Source organism: Porphyromonas bobii, assembly GCF_943169685.1.
In the GTDB taxonomy this organism is placed as follows: Bacteria; Bacteroidota; Bacteroidia; order Bacteroidales; family Porphyromonadaceae; genus Porphyromonas; species Porphyromonas pasteri.
Map to the genome: position 1 here is coordinate 278,454 of NZ_CALPBU010000001.1, position 17,650 is coordinate 296,103.

A 17,650-nucleotide genomic window follows, 5' to 3' on the forward strand; every position below is an offset into this window, starting at 1 on the left:
AATGGGTTGCTATTGTCTGTAAGTAATCCAGCGCCATACCTCACGCATCGATGGCTTCTTGCCATACATGAGGATGCCGGTACGATAAATCTTCCCTGCGAGGGCACTCGTCAGGAAGACGGTGATATATAGTATAGCGAGGCTTAGAAGGGGCTGCCAGAGAGGTACATCGTAAGGCAGTCGTACCATCATCACCACGGGGGACGTTAAGGGGCAGAATGAAGCCCAGAAGGCGAGGGTGCCATCGGGATTGTCTACACTCCCCATACCTGCATACATAGAGAGGATGAGGAGGAGGACGACAGGCATCATCATCTGTGATGCCTCTTCATCCGAGCTTACCAGCGAACTCAGTGCTGCGAGGATGGATGCATAGAAGAGGTAGCCACCCACGAAGAAGAGGATGAAGAATATCAGAATCTTTGAGAAGTTCACACCCTGCAGTACAGCGAAGAAGGTCGTGGCCTGGCTAAGGAATGAAGTTCCTCCTATGGCTTCTGATTGGAAGAAAGCCTGGGCGATCTGTGCTCCTACAAAGAACAAGATGGCCCAAATGGCGATCTGTACGATACCTAAGAGACCTATCCCGATGATCTTGCCCAGCATAAGCTCTTGAGGGCGTACCGAGGAGATGATGACCTCGACGATACGATTCTTTTTCTCCTCCAGGACACCCTGTAGCACCATGCCTCCATAGGTCATCATGAAGAGGTAACTGAAGAATGAAAGGGCTACGCCGATGATGCTGGCTACAGTACTGGACGACGCATCGACATCACCAGATTCGCCCCACTTATATGTGGGGACGCGGAGCTGGACTTGGCTCTCCTGTATAGCTTCTTGTAGCTGGGGGATGTTGTACGAGCGGATCTTCTCCTCGGTGAGGTAGCGGGAGAGCACCTCATTGATATAAGTTTCCAGCCCTTGTGGTAGCTGCTTGAAAGAGAAGAGGCTGATAGCTTTCGGGTCCTTCAAGAGATCGTCTCGGATCTCGAGTATAGCGGTAATGGACTCTTGGGAGGCCTCGCTGCGTAGGCTGTCTAAGGGACGGTCCGAATTGACGAAGCTATAGCTGCCATTGTCTTGGAAGAGGGCTGCATAGCGACCCGTATGGTCGAGGATAGCCACCTGCTGCTGGTCCACCTCATTGACAGAGGATACTAAGACGGGTACAAAGCCAATGAAGAGCATCAGGAGAGGCATGACGAAGGTCATCACCCAGAAGGACTTCTTGCGGAGGCGCGTGGTGAATTCGCGCTCGATGACGAGGTGTAGCTTATTCATACCCGATACTATTTAGCTTGGACTGTTTCGAGGAAGATCTCATGCATTGAGGGGTATTCCAGCTCGACACTCTGGAGCTGGATGGTAGAGGGGAGCTGGGCGATGATCGAGCGAAGCTCCTCATCGGGCTGCAGCTGTACTCGCAGGATCTTGGAGTACTCGCGCTCTTCATGCTCCAGTATATTCAGACGAGATAGGTCAGTAGGGGAGATCTCGCCCTCATAGACGACACGTGCGGTATGAGAGCCGTGTGCTCGGCGTATCTCAGCTGTCTGACCCGAGAGGACGACTTCGGCACGGTTGATGAGCGTGATGTCATCACAGAGCTCCTCGACGCTCTGCATATTGTGGGTGGAGAGCATGAGGGTCGTTCCCTTGGCCTTGAGGGCAAGGATCTCACGCTTGAGTACCTCGGCATTTACGGGGTCAAAGCCACTGAATGGCTCATCGAAGATCAGCAGGCGGGGCTCATGCACGACGGTCGTGACGAACTGGACCTTCTGCTGCATCCCCTTCGAGAGCTCTTCGACGCGCTTGTCCCACCATGATGTGATCTCCAGACGCTCAAACCATTCCTTGACTCGCTGCTGAGCATCTGCCTTGCTGAGCCCCTTGAGGCGTGCTAAGTAAATGGCCTGTTCGCCGACCTTCATCTTGGGGTAGAGACCACGCTCCTCGGGGAGGTATCCGATATGGAAGAGGTCTTCCTCTCGCAGGGGGCGACCTTCGAGACGCACCTCTCCACTGTCGGGGGCTGTGATACGATTGATGACACGGATGAGCGAACTCTTGCCTGCACCATTCGGCCCTAATAGCCCGAAGATGCGTCCTTCATGGGCACTCAGCGAGACCTCATTGAGGGCGGTATGCTCGCTGTAGCGCTTCGTCACGTGATCTACTTCTAAGTATGCCATAGTATACTGGGTTGTGTGTAAGAGGAGAGGAGCTTTGAATCCTCGAGGCTCCATGGTCCGATAGCAAAGATACGATATGGAGCGAAAGCTTGAACAGAGGCATCTTCTCCACTCAAGCTTTGCTTTTTGCACGCTACTCCTGCTTCCTAGCAGAGGAGCCTAAGTTTATTCTAGGTCCTCGTCTGGGAATAGAGAGTAGGTCTCTTTAGGGTGCTTAGAGTCCTTTGATTTTTTCTTTCCAATTTGCAAAGGTGATTCAATTGTTGGTGATGTGAGCTTTTTTATATCAGCTTGCGATTGGATAGACTTATTGAACTTCTCTTGAAAATCCTTCCAGTTATCAGACACCTCCATAATTGCTATGACTCGCTGTATCTGGTTAGATAAGTGGGGGTTACCTATGTCTTCTGTTAGATGCTGGTGATAACGTTCCGTTGTATTACCTCGCTCTGATCTAGGCGTTATGCGTTTAAGCTCATCAAGTACTCCCTCAGGTAGTTGCTCGTATATAAGTTTGTTAGTCCATTTACCGACAACACCAGGTCTTTTTTTTATGCCTTGTAGGGTATAATCCCAGCCATGAAGACGGAATAGTTGCTGATAGAATGCATCAGGAAACTTCTTTTGCCAGGGGAGAAGGGCCTCCGAAACGTAAGCCTTAAGTAACTTTTGAAGTTCATCCCGCTCTCTGGTATACTGATACCCCGTAGCCTCATCAACAAGCGCTGTGATACCAACGTCTGCTAGTGCGTAGAGTAAAGCATCCGCAGTTACAGCAAAGCGCTCTTGGTTTGGTTGTAGTGCGCCAGCTCGTTTTGCATCTATGTATACTTTGCAAAGCCCTCGCAGTATACGAGCATCATAACCGGTTTTTGTGCTTCCAGATAGGGGCTGGTATTCAATAAGTTTAGTCCATTCTTTAATGTCTTCACTTATGAATGGTTGCAGGTTATTTGCATTGATGAAGCTAGGCATTTGCTTAGCCCTATATACTTCGCTAGATGCGCCTTTTCGAGGTCGATCAAATGCTTGAAAGATAGCAGTGGCAGTGAGTACTCGCGTACCATTACTTAGTACTGCACAGGAAAATTCCTTATCTCCAATCTTTAAAATCCCTTCATGCGTAGCTTTTATACTTCTCATGTGTTTGCCTTTAAAGGTGGTGTAATATTGGCTTATTAGACAAATTCGGTCCGCTCTCTGTGAGGTATGAAGAAGATTTCTATTCTCTTTTAGTGGTAGTGGATGTTTCCGTATGAAATGACCCATATTTCATGTTTGCTATCACATTGTTGCTTGCTCTCAGAAAGCTTTCAAAAGGCAAAGTAACAATAAATAGTTGATAAGTATAGCTGGAAGTGTCAAATGTCAAGGCCGACGCAAAGTGGTAGCGTGAGCCCCTCACTCCAATACGAGGATTTTTCTTATCCAGCAGAGGAAAGAATGGTCTTTCTGTGAATAAAGCGCAGCCGCCTGCAGTGGTTTTCCTCCGTCCACGTACATAGTCTTAAAGACCACGTACGCAAATCCTAATGTCCACGCACGTAGATATTAGAGCCACGTACGTAGATCGAACTTATCAGCTATTCGTCCGCAACTCATTCTCGTACGCATAGGAGGTCATACCACTACAGCTTCCAGCTTTTCACTCCGAAGGAATGATCTTCTTACAGCCCCAATAGGGGGCAGGGATTTCGATGCGGTAGCTTCATCCACCTATTCTTATCAGTGATTAGCGCGCTAATAATTCGTATTTTTGTAAGAATAGTTAAGCGTCCTTTGCGAGGGGTATAAGCCCCTCCTTCGCCCCGTATATTGCCTATTACTCAGCTTCGATGGCCCGTAAACTAAATAAGAAGACTTCTCCCACCACACCCGCCGACCGCCAAGATACGGCCGAGCATATCCTCCTGCACCACGTACGTGTCAATAATCTCAAGGATATAGACCTCGAGATTCCCCGCGGGCAGCTTGTCGTCGTCACAGGCGTGAGTGGCTCGGGGAAGAGTTCGCTGGCCTTCGATACACTCTATGCCGAGGGGCAGCGCCGCTATGTAGAGAGCCTCTCCTCGTATGCGCGTCAGTTCGTCGGGCGTATGGCAAAGCCCGAGGCCGACTGGATACGTGGTCTGCCACCCGCGATCGCTATCGAGCAGCGTGTCGTCAGCCGTAACCCCCGCTCTACCGTAGCTACCTCGACGGAGATCTACGAATATCTCCGTCTGCTCTATGCTCGCGTAGGGCATACAATCTCCCCCACGACAGGAGAAGAGGTGCGCAAGCATACGGTGAAGGACGTCTTGGCCTACATCAAGTCGCTCCCCATAGGTAGCCGCGTCTATCTCATCGTCCCTCTGCATATCCCCTCAGGGCGCTCACTCGCGGCTCATCTGGAGATCCAGCTGCAGCAGGGGTATAGTCGTCTCTGGACGGAAGACGGCATCGTAGCTATTGAGGATGCGCTGCTGTGGAAGGATGATCGTGCCGAAGGGCTTTACCTGCTCATTGACCGCTTGGCTCTCAGTGAAGAGCTGGAGGCCGTGGATCGCCTTGGCGAATCCGTAGAGACCGCTTTCTTCGAGGGGCGAGGCATCTGCTCTCTGGCTATCGAGGAGATGAAGGATGGAGTGCGCCAACCCGTGCGCTTGCAGGAGTTCAGCAATATCTTCGAGGCTGACGGGCGAGTCTTCCAAGAGCCCAGCCCCGAGATGTTCAGCTTCAACAATCCTATCGGCGCTTGCCCCGAGTGCGAAGGCTTCGGGAAGGTCGTGGGTATTGACCACCGCTTAGTAATTCCCGACCCTACACTCTCGGTCTATGATGATGCCGTCGCCTGCTGGCGTGGGGTCGTCTCGTCGGAGTGGAAGCAGTTCTTCATTCGCTATGCAGAGAAGCTACACTTCCCCATCCATCGCCCCTATGAGGAGCTGACTGAGGAGCAGAAGACCCAGCTGTGGGAGGGCGTCCCGTCGAAGGAGTATGGTCCTATCGGGATCACTCCCTACTTTGACTATCTGCGTAGCCAGCTCCATAAGATTCAGAATCGCGTGCGTATCGCGCACTTCACGGGGAAGACGGTCTGCCCCTCTTGCCGTGGTGGCCGACTCAAGCCCGATGCTCTTTGTGTCCAGGTCGGAGGGAAGAATATCTCCGAGGTCGTCTCGATGACGCTCTGGGAAGCCCGTGACTTCTTTGATAATCTCCAGCTCCCCGAGGGAGACGCTTTCATAGCAAAGCGCCTACTGCATGAGATCCGCTCTCGCTTGACCTTCCTCGATGAGGTCGGCTTGGGTTATCTGACCCTTGACCGACTCTCCAGCACCCTCTCCGGTGGAGAGAGCCAGCGAGTGACCCTCGCGACGCAGCTCGGAAGTAGCCTCGTAGGCTCGCTCTACGTCTTGGACGAACCGAGTATCGGTCTGCACCAGCGTGATACTGAGCGCCTCATCCGTGTCGTCCATCGCTTGAGAGACTTGGGGAACACGGTTGTCGTCGTCGAGCATGATGAGGAGATGATGCGTGCTGCCGACTACATCATCGACATCGGCCCCGATGCTGGGCGCTATGGTGGTGAGGTCGTCTATGCTGGACCTGCCTCCGAAATAACGAAGGAAACACCAGGCTATACGGCTGCTTACCTCACGGGGCGTGAGACCATTCCTCTGCCCTCGGTGCGCCGTCCATGGAATAGCTATATCGAGGTCGAGGGTGCGACGATGCACAACCTCAAGGATCTCACTGTGCGCTTCCCCCTACATACACTCACTGTCGTCAGTGGGGTCAGTGGCTCGGGGAAGAGTACCCTGATGCGTGAGCTCTTCTACGAAGGTGTCTCTCGCTTGCTGAACAAGGAGCCGATGGACAACCTCGAGCTTCGTGGCATCTCGGGAGACCTGAGTGCCATCAGCCAGATCGAGTACGTTGACCAGAATAATATCGGCCGTAGCTCCCGCTCCAACCCCGTCACTTACGTCGGCGCCTTTGATACGATTCGTGAGCTGTACGCAGGCCTTCCCCTCTCGAAGCAGATGGGCTTCAAGCCCTATTACTTCTCCTTCAATAAGGAAGGCGGACGATGCGAGACGTGCCAGGGGGCAGGCGTCATCACCATTGAGATGCAGTTCATGGCGGACATCACCTTGCCCTGTGAAGCTTGTCGTGGCTTGCGCTTCCGCAAGGAGCTCTTGGAAGCCGAGTACTGCGGTGTGAATATCTCCCAGCTCCTGGATATGAGCGTCGATGAGGCGGTTGAGTTCTTCGAGGCGAATAGTGCGTCCTCCAAGCTGACGTCGAAGATCATCGATCAGCTCCGTCCTCTGCAGCGTGTAGGCTTAGGCTATATCAAGCTGGGGCAGTCGGGCTCTACGCTCTCTGGTGGGGAGAACCAGCGTGTCAAGCTTGCTTACTATCTCGGGAAGGGGAAGAAGCTCCCCACGCTCTTCATCTTCGACGAACCGACGACAGGGCTACACTTCCACGATATCCGTACCCTGCTGGATGCTCTGCAGGCTCTCATTGATCAGGGGCACTCGGTGATCGTCGTCGAGCACAACCTTGAGGTCATCCAAGCTGCCGACTGGGTCATCGATATGGGCCCTGAGGGTGGTAAGGCGGGGGGCTACATCGTCGCCGAAGGCACACCCGAGGAGGTCGCCTCTTGCGCAGAGTCCGCTACGGGGATGTATCTCAAGGAACTTCTCAAGCAGAAGGTGAAGCAACACACTCGCAAGAAGTAGCGCTCTGCTCCGTAAAGACAAAGAAAAGGCTCGCCCCCTATCTCAGGTCACCGCATGGGTGCCTCAGATAGGGGGCGAGACTTTATGGATATGTGATTACTTAGAGCTTGCCGCCCATAGATCTCGCAAGCTTTTCGAGAGTATCCTCGGCATCCTCTCGGGGTACATTGGTATTAATGCAGTTCCCCTTGGGGTCGAAGAGAATTAGGCGAGGGATATACTTGACCCCGTCTACACGCTGATACTTATCGAGGAATACTTGAGGCCACAGGATAGCTTGGCGCTCTGCTTCGTTGCAGAGGGCAGCATAGTCATCGTTCATGCCTACGCCTACGATCTGCAGTCCCTGCCGGCCGTAGGTGATGTAGTATGCTCGGAGCTCAGCCATCTCTTCTCTGCAAGGAGGACACCATGAGGCCCAGAAGTGCACGAGGGTATAGTGCCCCTTGCCGAGGTAGTCACGGAGTGCGGCGGGCTGTCCCTTCATGTCCGTTCCTCGTAGCATATAGATGGCTGGATCAAGATCTGAGCCTGGAGGGGTGGCATTCTTTTGAATGCGCTGCAGATGTTCCTTGACTTCCTCATCTTGTGTAAGCCTCTTGGAGACCTGAGATACAAGATTCTTGGTCGCTTGAGTATCGTCGTCTATCGTGCGTAGTGCGGCTCGGAGACAGAAGAGTCCTACGGCATCGTCGGGATGCTCCTTGAGCTGGGACGCATAGACAGCTGCCAACGAGGCATCGTAGTCGGAGAGCAGGCTGTCGGCCAGCATGGCGAACTCCAGCTGGGAGATACTCTTGTCTCTGCTCAATGTACGCTCCTTCTCCTCCCGGCGCTTAAGCAGCTCATTCTTCTTGTCCATCAGTTGGGCGAACTTATCATTGAGAGGAGTGCCTAAGGCCACCTCGCGCTCAAAGGATATCTTGAGTGCACCTGGCTCTGGGAAGAGATAGACGCGACTGCCTGCATCGGTGCATAGCTCATAGTAAGGCTCACTGGTCGGGAGGCGTAGGACCTTCTCAAAGCGACGCGCCTTGAGAGGTACGCTATCTATGACAACTCCATCAGAGACGCGTATGAGGCGCATCTGCTGGTCTTTATCGAACTCTGTGGCTTCTCCCGTGATCTTGAGTTCGATGATCTCGCTTTGCTGTGCAAGGAGATGCTGAGGAATGAATGTGAGTAGAAGAAGGGCGGAGTAGAGTAGTAGTCTTGTCATCATATATCGGTATCTAACGTGGTAGGTGTGAGGTGTGCTTCATGCAGGGGTATATAGCAGAAGCCCCCAGCTACGTCTCCGAAGAGATATAGCTGGGGGCTTCTGCTTAGAGGTCTGGTGCCAAGCGCTTAGAGCTTGCCGCCATTATCCTGGAGTGCCTTGTCGAGGAGCTTATTGATCTCCTCACCACGGAGGTCACGAGCGACGATCTTACCTGCGGGATCGAAGAGGATGATCTGAGGAATCCCTGCGATGCCATAAAGCTCTGTAGCTTCGGTCTTATTGAAGATCTGAGGCCAAGTGATCTCAAGTTCCTTCATAGCCTTGAGGTGATCTTCCATCTCATCCCATACGACCGTACCGAGGATGACGAGCCCCTTGTCGGTGTAAGCATCGCGCACCTTCTTCAGGTGAGCGATCTCACGACGGCAAGGACCGCACCATGAAGCCCAGAAGTCAACGAGGACATAGTGACCCTTGCCCACGTAGTCGCTAAGGCGAACGGCCTTGTTAGCGTCATCTACTCCCTCGAAGTCTACGAACTGTGCACCTGCCTGCGTAGCTTCTACACGGCGAAGACGTGCGACCATCTTCGTAATGCTTTCTTCTGCACGGAGGCGATCACCAGCCTGCTGCAGGAGTGCTTCTGCCTTAGCGACGTTCACGTCTTCCATCCCGAGGAGGGTCTGAAGAGCAATGAGACCGATAGCATCGTTGGAGTGCTCCTTGAGGTCAGCTTCGGCGAGGGGCTTGATCTTGCCGTAGAATTCATTGACGATCTTCTCTTGGGCTTCTTCCTTGGCCTTGTCGTCCAGGTTCTTGTCTGCACGGATAGCCTTGAGCCGTCCTCTGGTCTCTGTCTCGAGGGCTTCGCGTGCCTTGGCCTTCTGTGCGTGCAGGTCATTCAGTGCCGTCCCTGTAGCAGCGATCGCAGCGAGGTCAGCCTTGATGATCCCTTCTTCGGGGATGAAGGAGAGGTTGTACGATCTGGGGATGACCAGATGTGCGATGAGACCGTCTTCGGCTACAGCACGCTCCAGCGTGAATCGGCCATTGGCGATCTGGACGCTATCCGAAGCACCCTGACCGCTGGGCTTATAGAGGTAGACCCACTGACCATTGGCATCTGCGGGAGCGATCCCATCGATACGGTAGTTACCAGCCTTAGGCTGCGTGATGGTGACCTTAGTTACCTTTCCCTTGGCGGGGCGCTTACGTTGAGCTACGGCGGGTAGGGCGACAGTCGTAGCCAGGGCAAAGAGCCCGAGGCGTATCCATTGATTTGTCTTCATATACTTGAGATTTGTCTTGTATTACAGGGAATGATTTTGCTCTTATCCTTAGGCTAAGATAGCGATAATCCTGCTATGTACGGAGGGTGCCTCCACAGGGATGTGTACTGATTTTGCTATCGGCGGACCTTGACAATGAGCTTACTGATGGGACTTCCGTCCCCGATGAAGGGAGCATGACCATCCTCGGGGAAGAGGATGACGAAGTCTCCTGGGAGCAAGTCGACGTAGCTCGTCGGCTGATCATGGTAGAAGATGATGTCCTTCGACTCATCATAGGGGGCACGGGGGCTAAGGCATTTAGCACGGGGGAGCCAGCCGATGCGCTCGCGGCCCTCAAGGAGGACCTGGATGTCGATGTAGGATTCGTGCGCTTCGATCGGCTGCTCATCTTGGGGATTGGATGGGGCGTCTATTCGGTTGATGAAGAGTTCTTCGCCTCGGAGCTCCAAGCGCTGGGGCTCCATAGCCCGTAGGTCGTGACTCTTGATGTAGTCGAAGACCTCCTTAAAGCGAGGATGAAGGGACTCGTAGCAAGCGGACTCGTCGAGGGTACTGTGGATCATAGGGTGATTAATAATGTATGTGTTGTTGCTTGGCGTGTGGTCTTATCCCGCGTGGGGAGTGGGAGCTCGCGTCATCAAGCTCATAGCAAAGGTAGAAACTTCCCGTTACTTCATCAAGCGCCGTTTGTGTCTGATTTGGGGGAAGCCTACCTCCTATTTCTCGTACAGAAGGCTCGTAGAAGGCTGGACGTGCTTCCGTCCGAAAGGGCAGAAGGTAGGGATGCTGGACAGAACGTATACCCTTGCTGAGTGCAACGTATAGCTATCGCGGGCAAAACGTATACGTTTGGCGATGAAAACGTATACGTTTCGAGCGTGAAACGTATACGTCTTGGTCATGAAACGTATACGTTTTGATCAGGGAACGTATACGTCCTCTTACCGCAGGCCTTTCCCTTTATAAATGCATGGTGCTCGGAAAGTATAGAGGCATTGCCCCTAAGCTCTCGCCAGCCCCTACTCAAGATAAAGCCACCCGACGTGATGCTATTGGCATCGCGTCGGGTGGCTTTATCTTGAGTAGGGGCTAATAGCGCTCGCTGGCGCTGGCCGAGAGGCAGAGGACGGGTAGGCTGATGCGGAAGGCAACGTGTGGTCGTGTCTTCTGCCAGTCATACCCAGCGAAGAGACCAAAGCGTGCCATATCGCCCCAGCCGATGGAGTAGCCGATCTCGCTGAAGGCACGACCGTCTCCGGTGAGGAGGTTGCGGGCATGGAGCGCATCGTCCATACGGAAGAAGCCCCCGAAGCCCTTGGTGCGTGAGAGGAGGAAGCGATTCGAATAGAAGTTGACTTCCTGCGTCGTCCAGCTCTTCCCCCCAGTGAAGAAGGGGGGCAGGGTCGCCCAGTTGTCCTTGAAGGGCGTGCGGTCAATGACAGGAGCGAGGGCGAAGTACTTCTCATCGCTTGGGGAGAGATATTCCCGAGAGAGGTACGTGCCCGCATTGACCTTCAGGTCGATCTTATTGTCCTCGTTCAATGGGATCGTGCCACGGACGAAGGCTTCGAGCTGCTGGAAGCGGCTGTAAGGGACGGCCGAAGCGGACTGCGTGCTCCCATTTGGGTCGAAGGCCTGCTTATAGATGACCCCCAGCTCACGGCGATGGCCGATGGGAATGGGTATGCCCGACTCGCTACGATTGAGGAAGGAGGGAGCCCAAAGCACTTGTCCCGAAGCAAGCAGGGCACGATGGTGCTCCAAGGGGATCCCTACTTGTGGCTTGCGATCCTCAAAGAGCAGGGAGGTCGAGAGGTCGAGGCTTTCGGTGAGTTGGATGCGATTGCGCAGCTGGAGATAGTCCTTGACGAACGATACGACGGGGCTATTTGCAGCAGGGAGCGCTCCATAGTATCCGCGGTAGATCTCCTCGGGAGTGAGGTGGAAGGTCTCTCGTGAGGTATGCCCGCCAGAGAGTACCATGAGTCCGTTGAGCTGGGGCGCGTAGTAGAGGAGCAGGTTATGCTCGTGATACCAGTTGCGGCTCTTGAGTGCATAGTTGATGGAGGAGCGCAGACGTATCGATCGACCTTCTCCCAGCTTACGTGCTATGAGAATGCCATAGCCAAACCACTGGCCGTCGATGGCGTTCTTGGCCGTCAGGAGGTCAATGACCGCATCAATGCCAATGCGCCACTTCCCGAAGTCAAAGTCCTTCCCACCCCCGATCTCAATGAGCGTCTTCAGGGGCCCGCCTGTACTGCTTGAGGGATTTTGATTACGAGCCATACTCGCTGCGACGGCATGGAGGAACTGATAGCCACGATTCTGATTGTAGGGGGCTACAGGCTCGTAGCGGAAGAAGCGGTCTATCATCGGGATGCCATACTTCGGGCGAGCCTCGTTGGCACGAACAAGCTCTCGGCGGAGCCCGTCAAGGGAGTCCAGACGCAAGCTATCCTGAGGGGTGAGTCCCGTCTGAGCTCTTAGAGGAGCCAGCGCGATGAGACTCAGTGCAAGAGCACCAAGCCAAGTGCAGTGTCGGTGGGGCATAGTGGGCGTATCGGGACTATGCTTGGAGGAAGAGCTCACCGAAGAACTGTGGACGATGGAAGGCGGGCTGAATTTCATCGATAGGTGCCCAGCTAAGGAAGTGAGGATGTGGGGTCTTGTCGCCGCACTTGTATAGGTTAGCACGCAGTGATGTGGGGAGCTTACCAGCTTCGTAGCCCATCGTCGTCCAGGGGATAGCGACGGTGACTTCCCATGCATGAGCACCCGTCAGCTCCAGCCCGTGCTCTCCGAGATGAGTCGCCCAGCGCTCAATGCTGGCGAACTCTTCTGCGCTGAGAAGCTCAGCTTCGGAGGGAGACTGGTGGTGTGCTGCGTAGCATACCCCAGCAGCATTGAACTCAAAGTTAATATAGGCCTCGCCAGCTTCGCGCTGCATGAAGAACTCGACGCAGCTGTCTTCGTGGACATAGTTCCCATCTCCAGGGGAGAGCGTGCGGAGGTCTTGACCATCGACGACGTAGGTGATGTAGAGTGCCTTGGCATCATAGCCCAGATAGGCAGCTACGAGTGGGCGGTGAGGGAAGTCTGCACGCCAGTTCAGCGTATCGATATAGAGCACTTCACCTTGCTCTCGCAGGATGGGAGTGAACTCAGATAGGGTGTGTGCACCGCGCTCGATGCGGGGAATATAAGCTTGCTTCATAAGTTTTGTACAAGGATAAAAAGAGGGAGGGCTACGCAGGGGCTACTCAAAGAGTGAGGTGTAGATCCCTACGAGAGCTAAGATGATGAGTACGAGGGCTACGATACGGTTGATCCATTCGAGACTCTTCATGCCAAAGCGGGCAGAGAGCTTCTTGATGATATAGGTCAGGATGACCCACCAGAGGAGGCAACCGATACCGATGCCCGCCATAGCTACAAAGAGCTCGACGAATTGGAGCTTCACAGCTCGTACGAACTCAAGTCGTGCGTACAGCGGGAGGAAGAGTAGGATGATGAAGGGATTGGAGAGTGTAAGAGCAAAGGCTCCAGATACCTTCTTTACACTGTAGGCAGACTTGAGGCGATGTGGGGGAGCGGGCGTGTCGTCTTCGCTCGTCGAGACGTGTCGCGTGAGGAGGATGATACAGAAGCCCAAGATGAAGATACTCCCACCGAGTCTGAGTGAGCTACTGTACTGATCGAGGAGATTCAGTACGATCCCTACGCCCCAGTAGGCGATGAGGCCATAGACTAAGTCACTGAGGGTCGCTCCGAGGCCTACCAGCATCCCATCGCGACGTCTGCCACGTGTCGTCTCTCTCATGCAGAGGAGACCCGTCGGCCCCATAGGGGCAGACACTAAGAGACCGATAAGTATACCTTTTGCAAACGTAAGGAGTAGCTCTAAGAGAAGCATAGGCAGATGATACTAATGGGATGGGGCACCACGTAGTGTCCTTAGAAGCTCGGCAAGATCACTGTCGCTCTTAGCGGGGGGCAGTGTCGAAAGAGCTCCGCAGAGATAATGGAGGAGGAAGTCCAGGGTAGCCTGTTGTTGCTCCTGTAAAGGCGCTGATAGGAGGAGGGCAGCTGTATGAAGCTGGGGGAATACCTTCATCAGTTCGGCTCGGCCCTGTGGGGTGATGGTGACGAGTACACTGCGTCGGTCTCGCTCGTCAGGGCGCTCTTCAGCCAGGCCCTTAGCTACCAAGCGACGGATGATCTCAGCACCCGAGGTCTTCTCCATCGCATTGAGTGCATTCAGCTCGGTCTTGGTCTGGGGCTTGCCACTCATAAGGCTTGCCAAATAGGAGTATTCCTCTTCGCTCTGCAGGAGGTCGGAGGCCATAAGCGCACGCTTGATGTAGCCCTTAGAGTAGCGATGGAGAAGGCTTAAGTGACGAGCTATGGATACCTCGCGCTGCTGCCCCATGTTCGCTGGACGCATCGTAGACGTGGGGCTTGCTTCCGCTCCCTCTTGCATACTCTGCACAAAGATGAGGAAGCTCTTCATACTGAGCTCCTCATCGTTGGGGAAGGACTGCTCGAAAAGCTCGATGTAGTCCAGTAGTTCCGTTAGTAGTCGCTTACTCTTCATCACGGGCATGGAGGTAAGTGGCGATCTTGGGGATGGAGGTGTTACGGAGAAGAACGGTCTTCTTCGCATCTAAGAGGTAAAGCGCACTACCGTGGCTCAAGTCATAGCGTCGCTGAGCTGTGATGAGCTGTGCGGAGTCGTAGCCCAGCGTCGCCCCAGACCAAAGACTTCTAAGGGCTGAGTCTGGGCGTGTAGCTCCCGTATAGACGACCAACGGGCGTAGGTTCCTCTCCTGCACGAGGCGATAAAGAGCCTTGTGCAGGTGGAGTGCTTCTGCCCATTGCTGATTTCTCTTATCTGAGTCGACGGAGAGGACGAGTAGGGTATAGGGAGCGTTGAAGTGCGATAGACGTCGGCTCACCGTACCCGTAGTGTCGCTCGTATGGTAGAGGAAGTCTTGGGCAGTACGACCTACAGCATTGTGCTGAAGGCGTATACGCTGGAGGTATGCCGCCACCTTTTGAGTTGAGTCTACCTTCATAGAGGACTCTTCCCACGACAAGACGAGGCTATAGAGCCCCTCGTTGTAGTGAGGACTCTCGGGATTATATAGCTGCGCGCGGTAGGTGGAGAGGGCTGTTTGGAGAGCTTCTCCAGAGAGGAAGTTTAGAGAACGGGAGATACTACGGCGAGCAGTCCCGAGGGGAGCTCCGTGTAGGAGACCACAGAAGTCTTCTATTTGGCGTGTAATAAGCGCTTGCGAGGTGTCAGGCTGTGCCTCCATCTTGTCCCAGTAGTGGTCGATGAGGTAGCCGAGACGCTCACGTGGGGAGGTGAGATGGTCGGGTAGGTAGACTTCGCCGAGGGATGAGGTCGCTACCTTTGGACGGCAAGCGCCCAAGGTCAAAGGTAGGAATACTACGATCCCATAGGTACGAATGTAGCTAACCCAGCCCTTACTCATAGAAGTTATCCTTGAAGGCAATGAACTCCTTACTGCGAAGGATGTACTTCCCCCACCAAGCACGAAGGAATCCTGAGCCATAGCCCCAAAGCTGGATGAAGCATGCGGGTACAGCGAGGAGGGCAACTTCGACAGATCGCCCGGCTCGATGATACGCATCAATAAAGAAGATGACGGCAAGAGCCAATAGCCCCAGCCGACCGATCCAAAGGAAGAGCGCGATGACGGAGGCAATGGTGAAGAGGGCGGGTAGAAGGTGCACTAATCGTGTGCTCCCAGGATGGCGCGTCTCCAGGTGGATACGTGCGATACCTGAGTTATGGACCTGCTTGAAGAACTTGCGGAAGTCTACTCTGCGCTTGTGGTAGACGAAGGCTTCTTGGATGAGTGCCGTGCTATGCCCTCCCTCGATGAGGCGAAGGCTGAAGTCAATGTCCTCACCGAAGCGCATCACTTCATTGAATCCTCCAAGCTGCAAGTATACAGAGCGACGGCAACCGAGGTTGAAGCTACGTGGCTTGAACTTCTCCATCCCGTCAGCACTCCCACCACGGATCCCCCCAGTCGTTAGGGGAGAGGTCATCGCATAGTTGATAGCCTTCTGCACCGTGGTAAAGTCGTCCGATGCAGCATCAGGCCCGCCGAAGGCATCCACGGGATGTTTCTCCAGGTAGTCATCTACTGCACTGAGATAGCCTGGGGGTAGGACGACATCCGAGTCGAGGATAATAAGGTACTCGCCTGTGGCTTCACGAGCTCCGAGGTTACGGGCTCGTGAGGGACCTCCATTGGGTACAGCGATATAGCGTAGAGCTGGGAAGCTCCCACGATAGCTCTCGACGATGGCTTCCGAACTCACGGAGCTGCCGTCCTCGATAATGACTATCTCGAAGTCGAAGAGCTCCTGATGGGTCAGGCTCTCCAGTAGCTCCCGCACCTCATCGGGACGGTTGTATACGGGGATGACGAAGCTATATCGCATAAGGGCTTAGAGGGACCACTCGGTACCTTCCTTCGTGTCCTTAATAGTGAATCCGAGGGCAGCCAGTTCATCACGTATGCGGTCAGAGGTCGCCCAATCCTTGTTGCTCTTGGCCTCAGCTCTTATAGAGAGGAGAAGGTCTACTGCGCCTGAGAAGGCTTCGCTTGCGCCTCCTTCGCCTAAGCGCTCGTCACGGAGTCCCAGCAGGTCGAAGAGGAAGAGGCGATATACTCGACGGAGCTCATCAAGATCCTCCGCTGTGATCGTGGCTTGCTTATGATGAATGGAGTTGATAGCACGCGCAGCCTCAAAGAGCTCAGCGATGGCAATCGGCGTATTGAGGTCGTCGTTCAGAGCCGCATGGCAGCGCTCTGAGAGACCTTGGATTCCTTCGATGGAGGTCGTGCTTCCAGCCTGTAGCCCGTCGAGTAAAGCGGCAGCGTCAAGCAGACGAGCCAAGCCCTTCTCTGCGGCCTTCAGAGCTTCGTTGCTGAAGTCTACTGTACCGCGGTAGTGAGCGCTGAGGATGAAGAAGCGAATCGTCATCGGCGAATAGGCCTGCTCCAGCTGGTCGTGTTCGCCAGTGAAGAACTGATCCAGTGTAATGAAGTTCCCGAGGGACTTCCCCATCTTCTGCCCATTGATGGTGATCATGTTGTTGTGCATCCAGTAGCGCACCATGGATTCTCCGCCTTGAGAGGCCTTGGCTTGAGCGATCTCACACTCGTGATGGGGGAAGACCAAGTCCATGCCACCACCATGGATGTCAAACTGTTCGCCGAGATACTTTCGTCCCATAGCAGTGCACTCTGCATGCCAGCCTGGGAAGCCTTCGCCCCAAGGGCTGGGCCAGCGCATGATGTGCTCAGGTTGGGCCTTCTTCCAGAGGGCAAAGTCCAGTGGACCACGCTTCTCATCCTGACCATCGAGAGCACGCGTATTGCTCAGCATATCTTCGATGCGGCGTCCACTCAGCTCACCATAGTTAAAGCTCTTGTCATACTTCTCTACGTCGAAGTAGACTGACCCATTGCTCTCATAAGCAAAGCCTGCATCAAGAATCTGCTGGGTCAAGGCAATCTGCTCAATGATGTGCCCTGAGGCCATAGGCTCAATGCTTGGAGAAAGTACTCCAAGGCGCTCCATCGCATGATGGTAGCGGGTCAGGTAGTACTGCACCACTTCCATGGGCTCAAGCTGCTCGAGGCGTGCCTTCTTAGCGATCTTGTCCTCTCCCTCATCTGCGTCGTGCTCAAGATGCCCGACGTCTGTGATGTTGCGTACATAGCGCACCTTGTAGCCTAAGTGGCTCAGGTAGCGGAAGAGAATATCGAAGGTAATCGCAGGGCGGGCATGCCCGAGGTGGGCATCCCCATAGACGGTAGGCCCACAGACATAGAGCCCCACGTGAGGAGCCTGCGCAGGGACGAAGGCTTCTTTGCGTCGGTGGAGCGTATTATAGATAGATAGCGGATGCTGCATCTCGTATATGATTATTTGCCACAAAGATAATAGTTCTTGCTGGCTTCCCCGCCCTTTGATCGCCTTTGTATAGGGCTTCTACACCCGAATGAAGGTAGACTTTGTTCAGCTGCTTGATCTTTCTCTACAGAGGGGGAGGGACAAGTGCCTCGGCCGGATAGTGGTATGAACCTATACTGGTCGACGGGTGAACCAATATAGGTCAGCTTCGCGACCTATATTGGTTGTTTTCACGAC

14 protein-coding genes are annotated in these 17,650 nt (G+C 54.1%); 1 reads left to right on the forward strand and 13 read right to left on the reverse strand.

What is annotated here, in order from left to right; all coding sequences use genetic code 11:
• Positions 1-9: 9 nt before the first annotated feature.
• The 3 genes from KO088_RS01155 to KO088_RS01165 form a co-directional block, all read right to left on the reverse strand.
• Positions 10-1,284: an ABC transporter permease gene (locus KO088_RS01155; protein ID WP_215492982.1), complete on the reverse strand. Its 1,275-nt coding sequence runs from the start codon at positions 1,282-1,284 to the stop codon at positions 10-12.
• 8 nt (positions 1,285-1,292) lie between these two features.
• Positions 1,293-2,198 (reverse strand): ABC transporter ATP-binding protein, encoded by a 906-nt coding sequence (locus tag KO088_RS01160; protein ID WP_215492984.1) that lies wholly within the window; start codon positions 2,196-2,198, stop codon positions 1,293-1,295.
• 165 nt (positions 2,199-2,363) lie between these two features.
• Complete coding sequence (locus tag KO088_RS01165) at positions 2,364-3,173, reverse strand: P63C domain-containing protein (RefSeq protein WP_215492986.1); 810 nt, start codon at positions 3,171-3,173, stop codon at positions 2,364-2,366.
• Positions 3,174-4,033: 860 nt separating this feature from the next.
• Between KO088_RS01165 and uvrA the strand changes: the two genes are divergently transcribed.
• Positions 4,034-6,934, forward strand: a complete 2,901-nt coding sequence (gene uvrA, locus KO088_RS01170; protein ID WP_285814627.1) for an excinuclease ABC subunit UvrA — start codon at positions 4,034-4,036, stop codon at positions 6,932-6,934.
• A gap of 100 nt (positions 6,935-7,034) precedes the next feature.
• Here the strand turns inward: uvrA and KO088_RS01175 are convergent, their stop codons facing one another.
• The 10 genes from KO088_RS01175 to cysS form a co-directional block, all read right to left on the reverse strand.
• Positions 7,035-8,156, reverse strand: a complete 1,122-nt coding sequence (locus tag KO088_RS01175; protein WP_215492988.1) for a TlpA disulfide reductase family protein — start codon at positions 8,154-8,156, stop codon at positions 7,035-7,037.
• Positions 8,157-8,281: 125 nt separating this feature from the next.
• Positions 8,282-9,445 carry a TlpA disulfide reductase family protein gene (locus KO088_RS01180; protein WP_215492990.1) on the reverse strand — a complete coding sequence of 388 codons (1,164 nt, stop codon included), beginning with the start codon at positions 9,443-9,445 and terminating at the stop codon, positions 8,282-8,284.
• A gap of 116 nt (positions 9,446-9,561) precedes the next feature.
• Positions 9,562-10,011 (reverse strand): NanQ anomerase/TabA/YiaL family protein, encoded by a 450-nt coding sequence (locus KO088_RS01185; protein ID WP_215492992.1) that lies wholly within the window; start codon positions 10,009-10,011, stop codon positions 9,562-9,564.
• A 526-nt stretch (positions 10,012-10,537) separates the two neighbouring features.
• Positions 10,538-12,001 (reverse strand): DUF5686 family C-terminal domain-containing protein, encoded by a 1,464-nt coding sequence (locus tag KO088_RS01190; RefSeq protein WP_215492994.1) that lies wholly within the window; start codon positions 11,999-12,001, stop codon positions 10,538-10,540.
• A 16-nt stretch (positions 12,002-12,017) separates the two neighbouring features.
• On the reverse strand, positions 12,018-12,665 hold the full coding sequence (locus tag KO088_RS01195; RefSeq protein ID WP_215492996.1) for a carbohydrate-binding family 9-like protein: 648 nt from the start codon (positions 12,663-12,665) through the stop codon (positions 12,018-12,020).
• 42 nt (positions 12,666-12,707) lie between these two features.
• Positions 12,708-13,364 (reverse strand): LysE family translocator, encoded by a 657-nt coding sequence (locus KO088_RS01200; RefSeq protein WP_215492998.1) that lies wholly within the window; start codon positions 13,362-13,364, stop codon positions 12,708-12,710.
• A gap of 12 nt (positions 13,365-13,376) precedes the next feature.
• Positions 13,377-14,045: a MarR family winged helix-turn-helix transcriptional regulator gene (locus KO088_RS01205; protein WP_251419706.1), complete on the reverse strand. Its 669-nt coding sequence runs from the start codon at positions 14,043-14,045 to the stop codon at positions 13,377-13,379.
• Entirely contained in the window at positions 14,035-14,949 is a 915-nt protein-coding gene (locus tag KO088_RS01210; protein ID WP_215493001.1) for a DUF5106 domain-containing protein, read from the reverse strand. Before KO088_RS01210 ends, KO088_RS01205 begins: the two co-directional genes overlap by 11 nt.
• Positions 14,942-15,931 carry a glycosyltransferase gene (locus KO088_RS01215; protein WP_215493003.1) on the reverse strand — a complete coding sequence of 330 codons (990 nt, stop codon included), beginning with the start codon at positions 15,929-15,931 and terminating at the stop codon, positions 14,942-14,944. Before KO088_RS01215 ends, KO088_RS01210 begins: the two co-directional genes overlap by 8 nt.
• A gap of 6 nt (positions 15,932-15,937) precedes the next feature.
• Positions 15,938-17,413, reverse strand: coding sequence for a cysteine--tRNA ligase (gene cysS, locus KO088_RS01220; protein WP_215493005.1), 1,476 nt, complete (start codon positions 17,411-17,413; stop codon positions 15,938-15,940).
• Positions 17,414-17,650 lie beyond the last annotated feature (237 nt).

What these genes read in the sequence shown, in the direction of transcription:
- KO088_RS01155 (WP_215492982.1), bottom strand. Translation starts at nt 1,284, where the DNA reads ATGAATAAGCTACACCTCGTCATCGAGCGCGAATTCACCACGCGCCTC.
- KO088_RS01160 (WP_215492984.1), bottom strand. Translation starts at nt 2,198, where the DNA reads ATGGCATACTTAGAAGTAGATCACGTGACGAAGCGCTACAGCGAGCAT.
- KO088_RS01165 (WP_215492986.1), bottom strand. Translation starts at nt 3,173, where the DNA reads ATGCCTAGCTTCATCAATGCAAATAACCTGCAACCATTCATAAGTGAA.
- uvrA (WP_285814627.1), top strand. Translation starts at nt 4,034, where the DNA reads ATGGCCCGTAAACTAAATAAGAAGACTTCTCCCACCACACCCGCCGAC.
- KO088_RS01175 (WP_215492988.1), bottom strand. Translation starts at nt 8,156, where the DNA reads ATGATGACAAGACTACTACTCTACTCCGCCCTTCTTCTACTCACATTC.
- KO088_RS01180 (WP_215492990.1), bottom strand. Translation starts at nt 9,445, where the DNA reads ATGAAGACAAATCAATGGATACGCCTCGGGCTCTTTGCCCTGGCTACG.
- KO088_RS01185 (WP_215492992.1), bottom strand. Translation starts at nt 10,011, where the DNA reads ATGATCCACAGTACCCTCGACGAGTCCGCTTGCTACGAGTCCCTTCAT.
- KO088_RS01190 (WP_215492994.1), bottom strand. Translation starts at nt 12,001, where the DNA reads ATGCCCCACCGACACTGCACTTGGCTTGGTGCTCTTGCACTGAGTCTC.
- KO088_RS01195 (WP_215492996.1), bottom strand. Translation starts at nt 12,665, where the DNA reads ATGAAGCAAGCTTATATTCCCCGCATCGAGCGCGGTGCACACACCCTA.
- KO088_RS01200 (WP_215492998.1), bottom strand. Translation starts at nt 13,364, where the DNA reads ATGCTTCTCTTAGAGCTACTCCTTACGTTTGCAAAAGGTATACTTATC.
- KO088_RS01205 (WP_251419706.1), bottom strand. Translation starts at nt 14,045, where the DNA reads ATGAAGAGTAAGCGACTACTAACGGAACTACTGGACTACATCGAGCTT.
- KO088_RS01210 (WP_215493001.1), bottom strand. Translation starts at nt 14,949, where the DNA reads ATGAGTAAGGGCTGGGTTAGCTACATTCGTACCTATGGGATCGTAGTA.
- KO088_RS01215 (WP_215493003.1), bottom strand. Translation starts at nt 15,931, where the DNA reads ATGCGATATAGCTTCGTCATCCCCGTATACAACCGTCCCGATGAGGTG.
- cysS (WP_215493005.1), bottom strand. Translation starts at nt 17,413, where the DNA reads ATGCAGCATCCGCTATCTATCTATAATACGCTCCACCGACGCAAAGAA.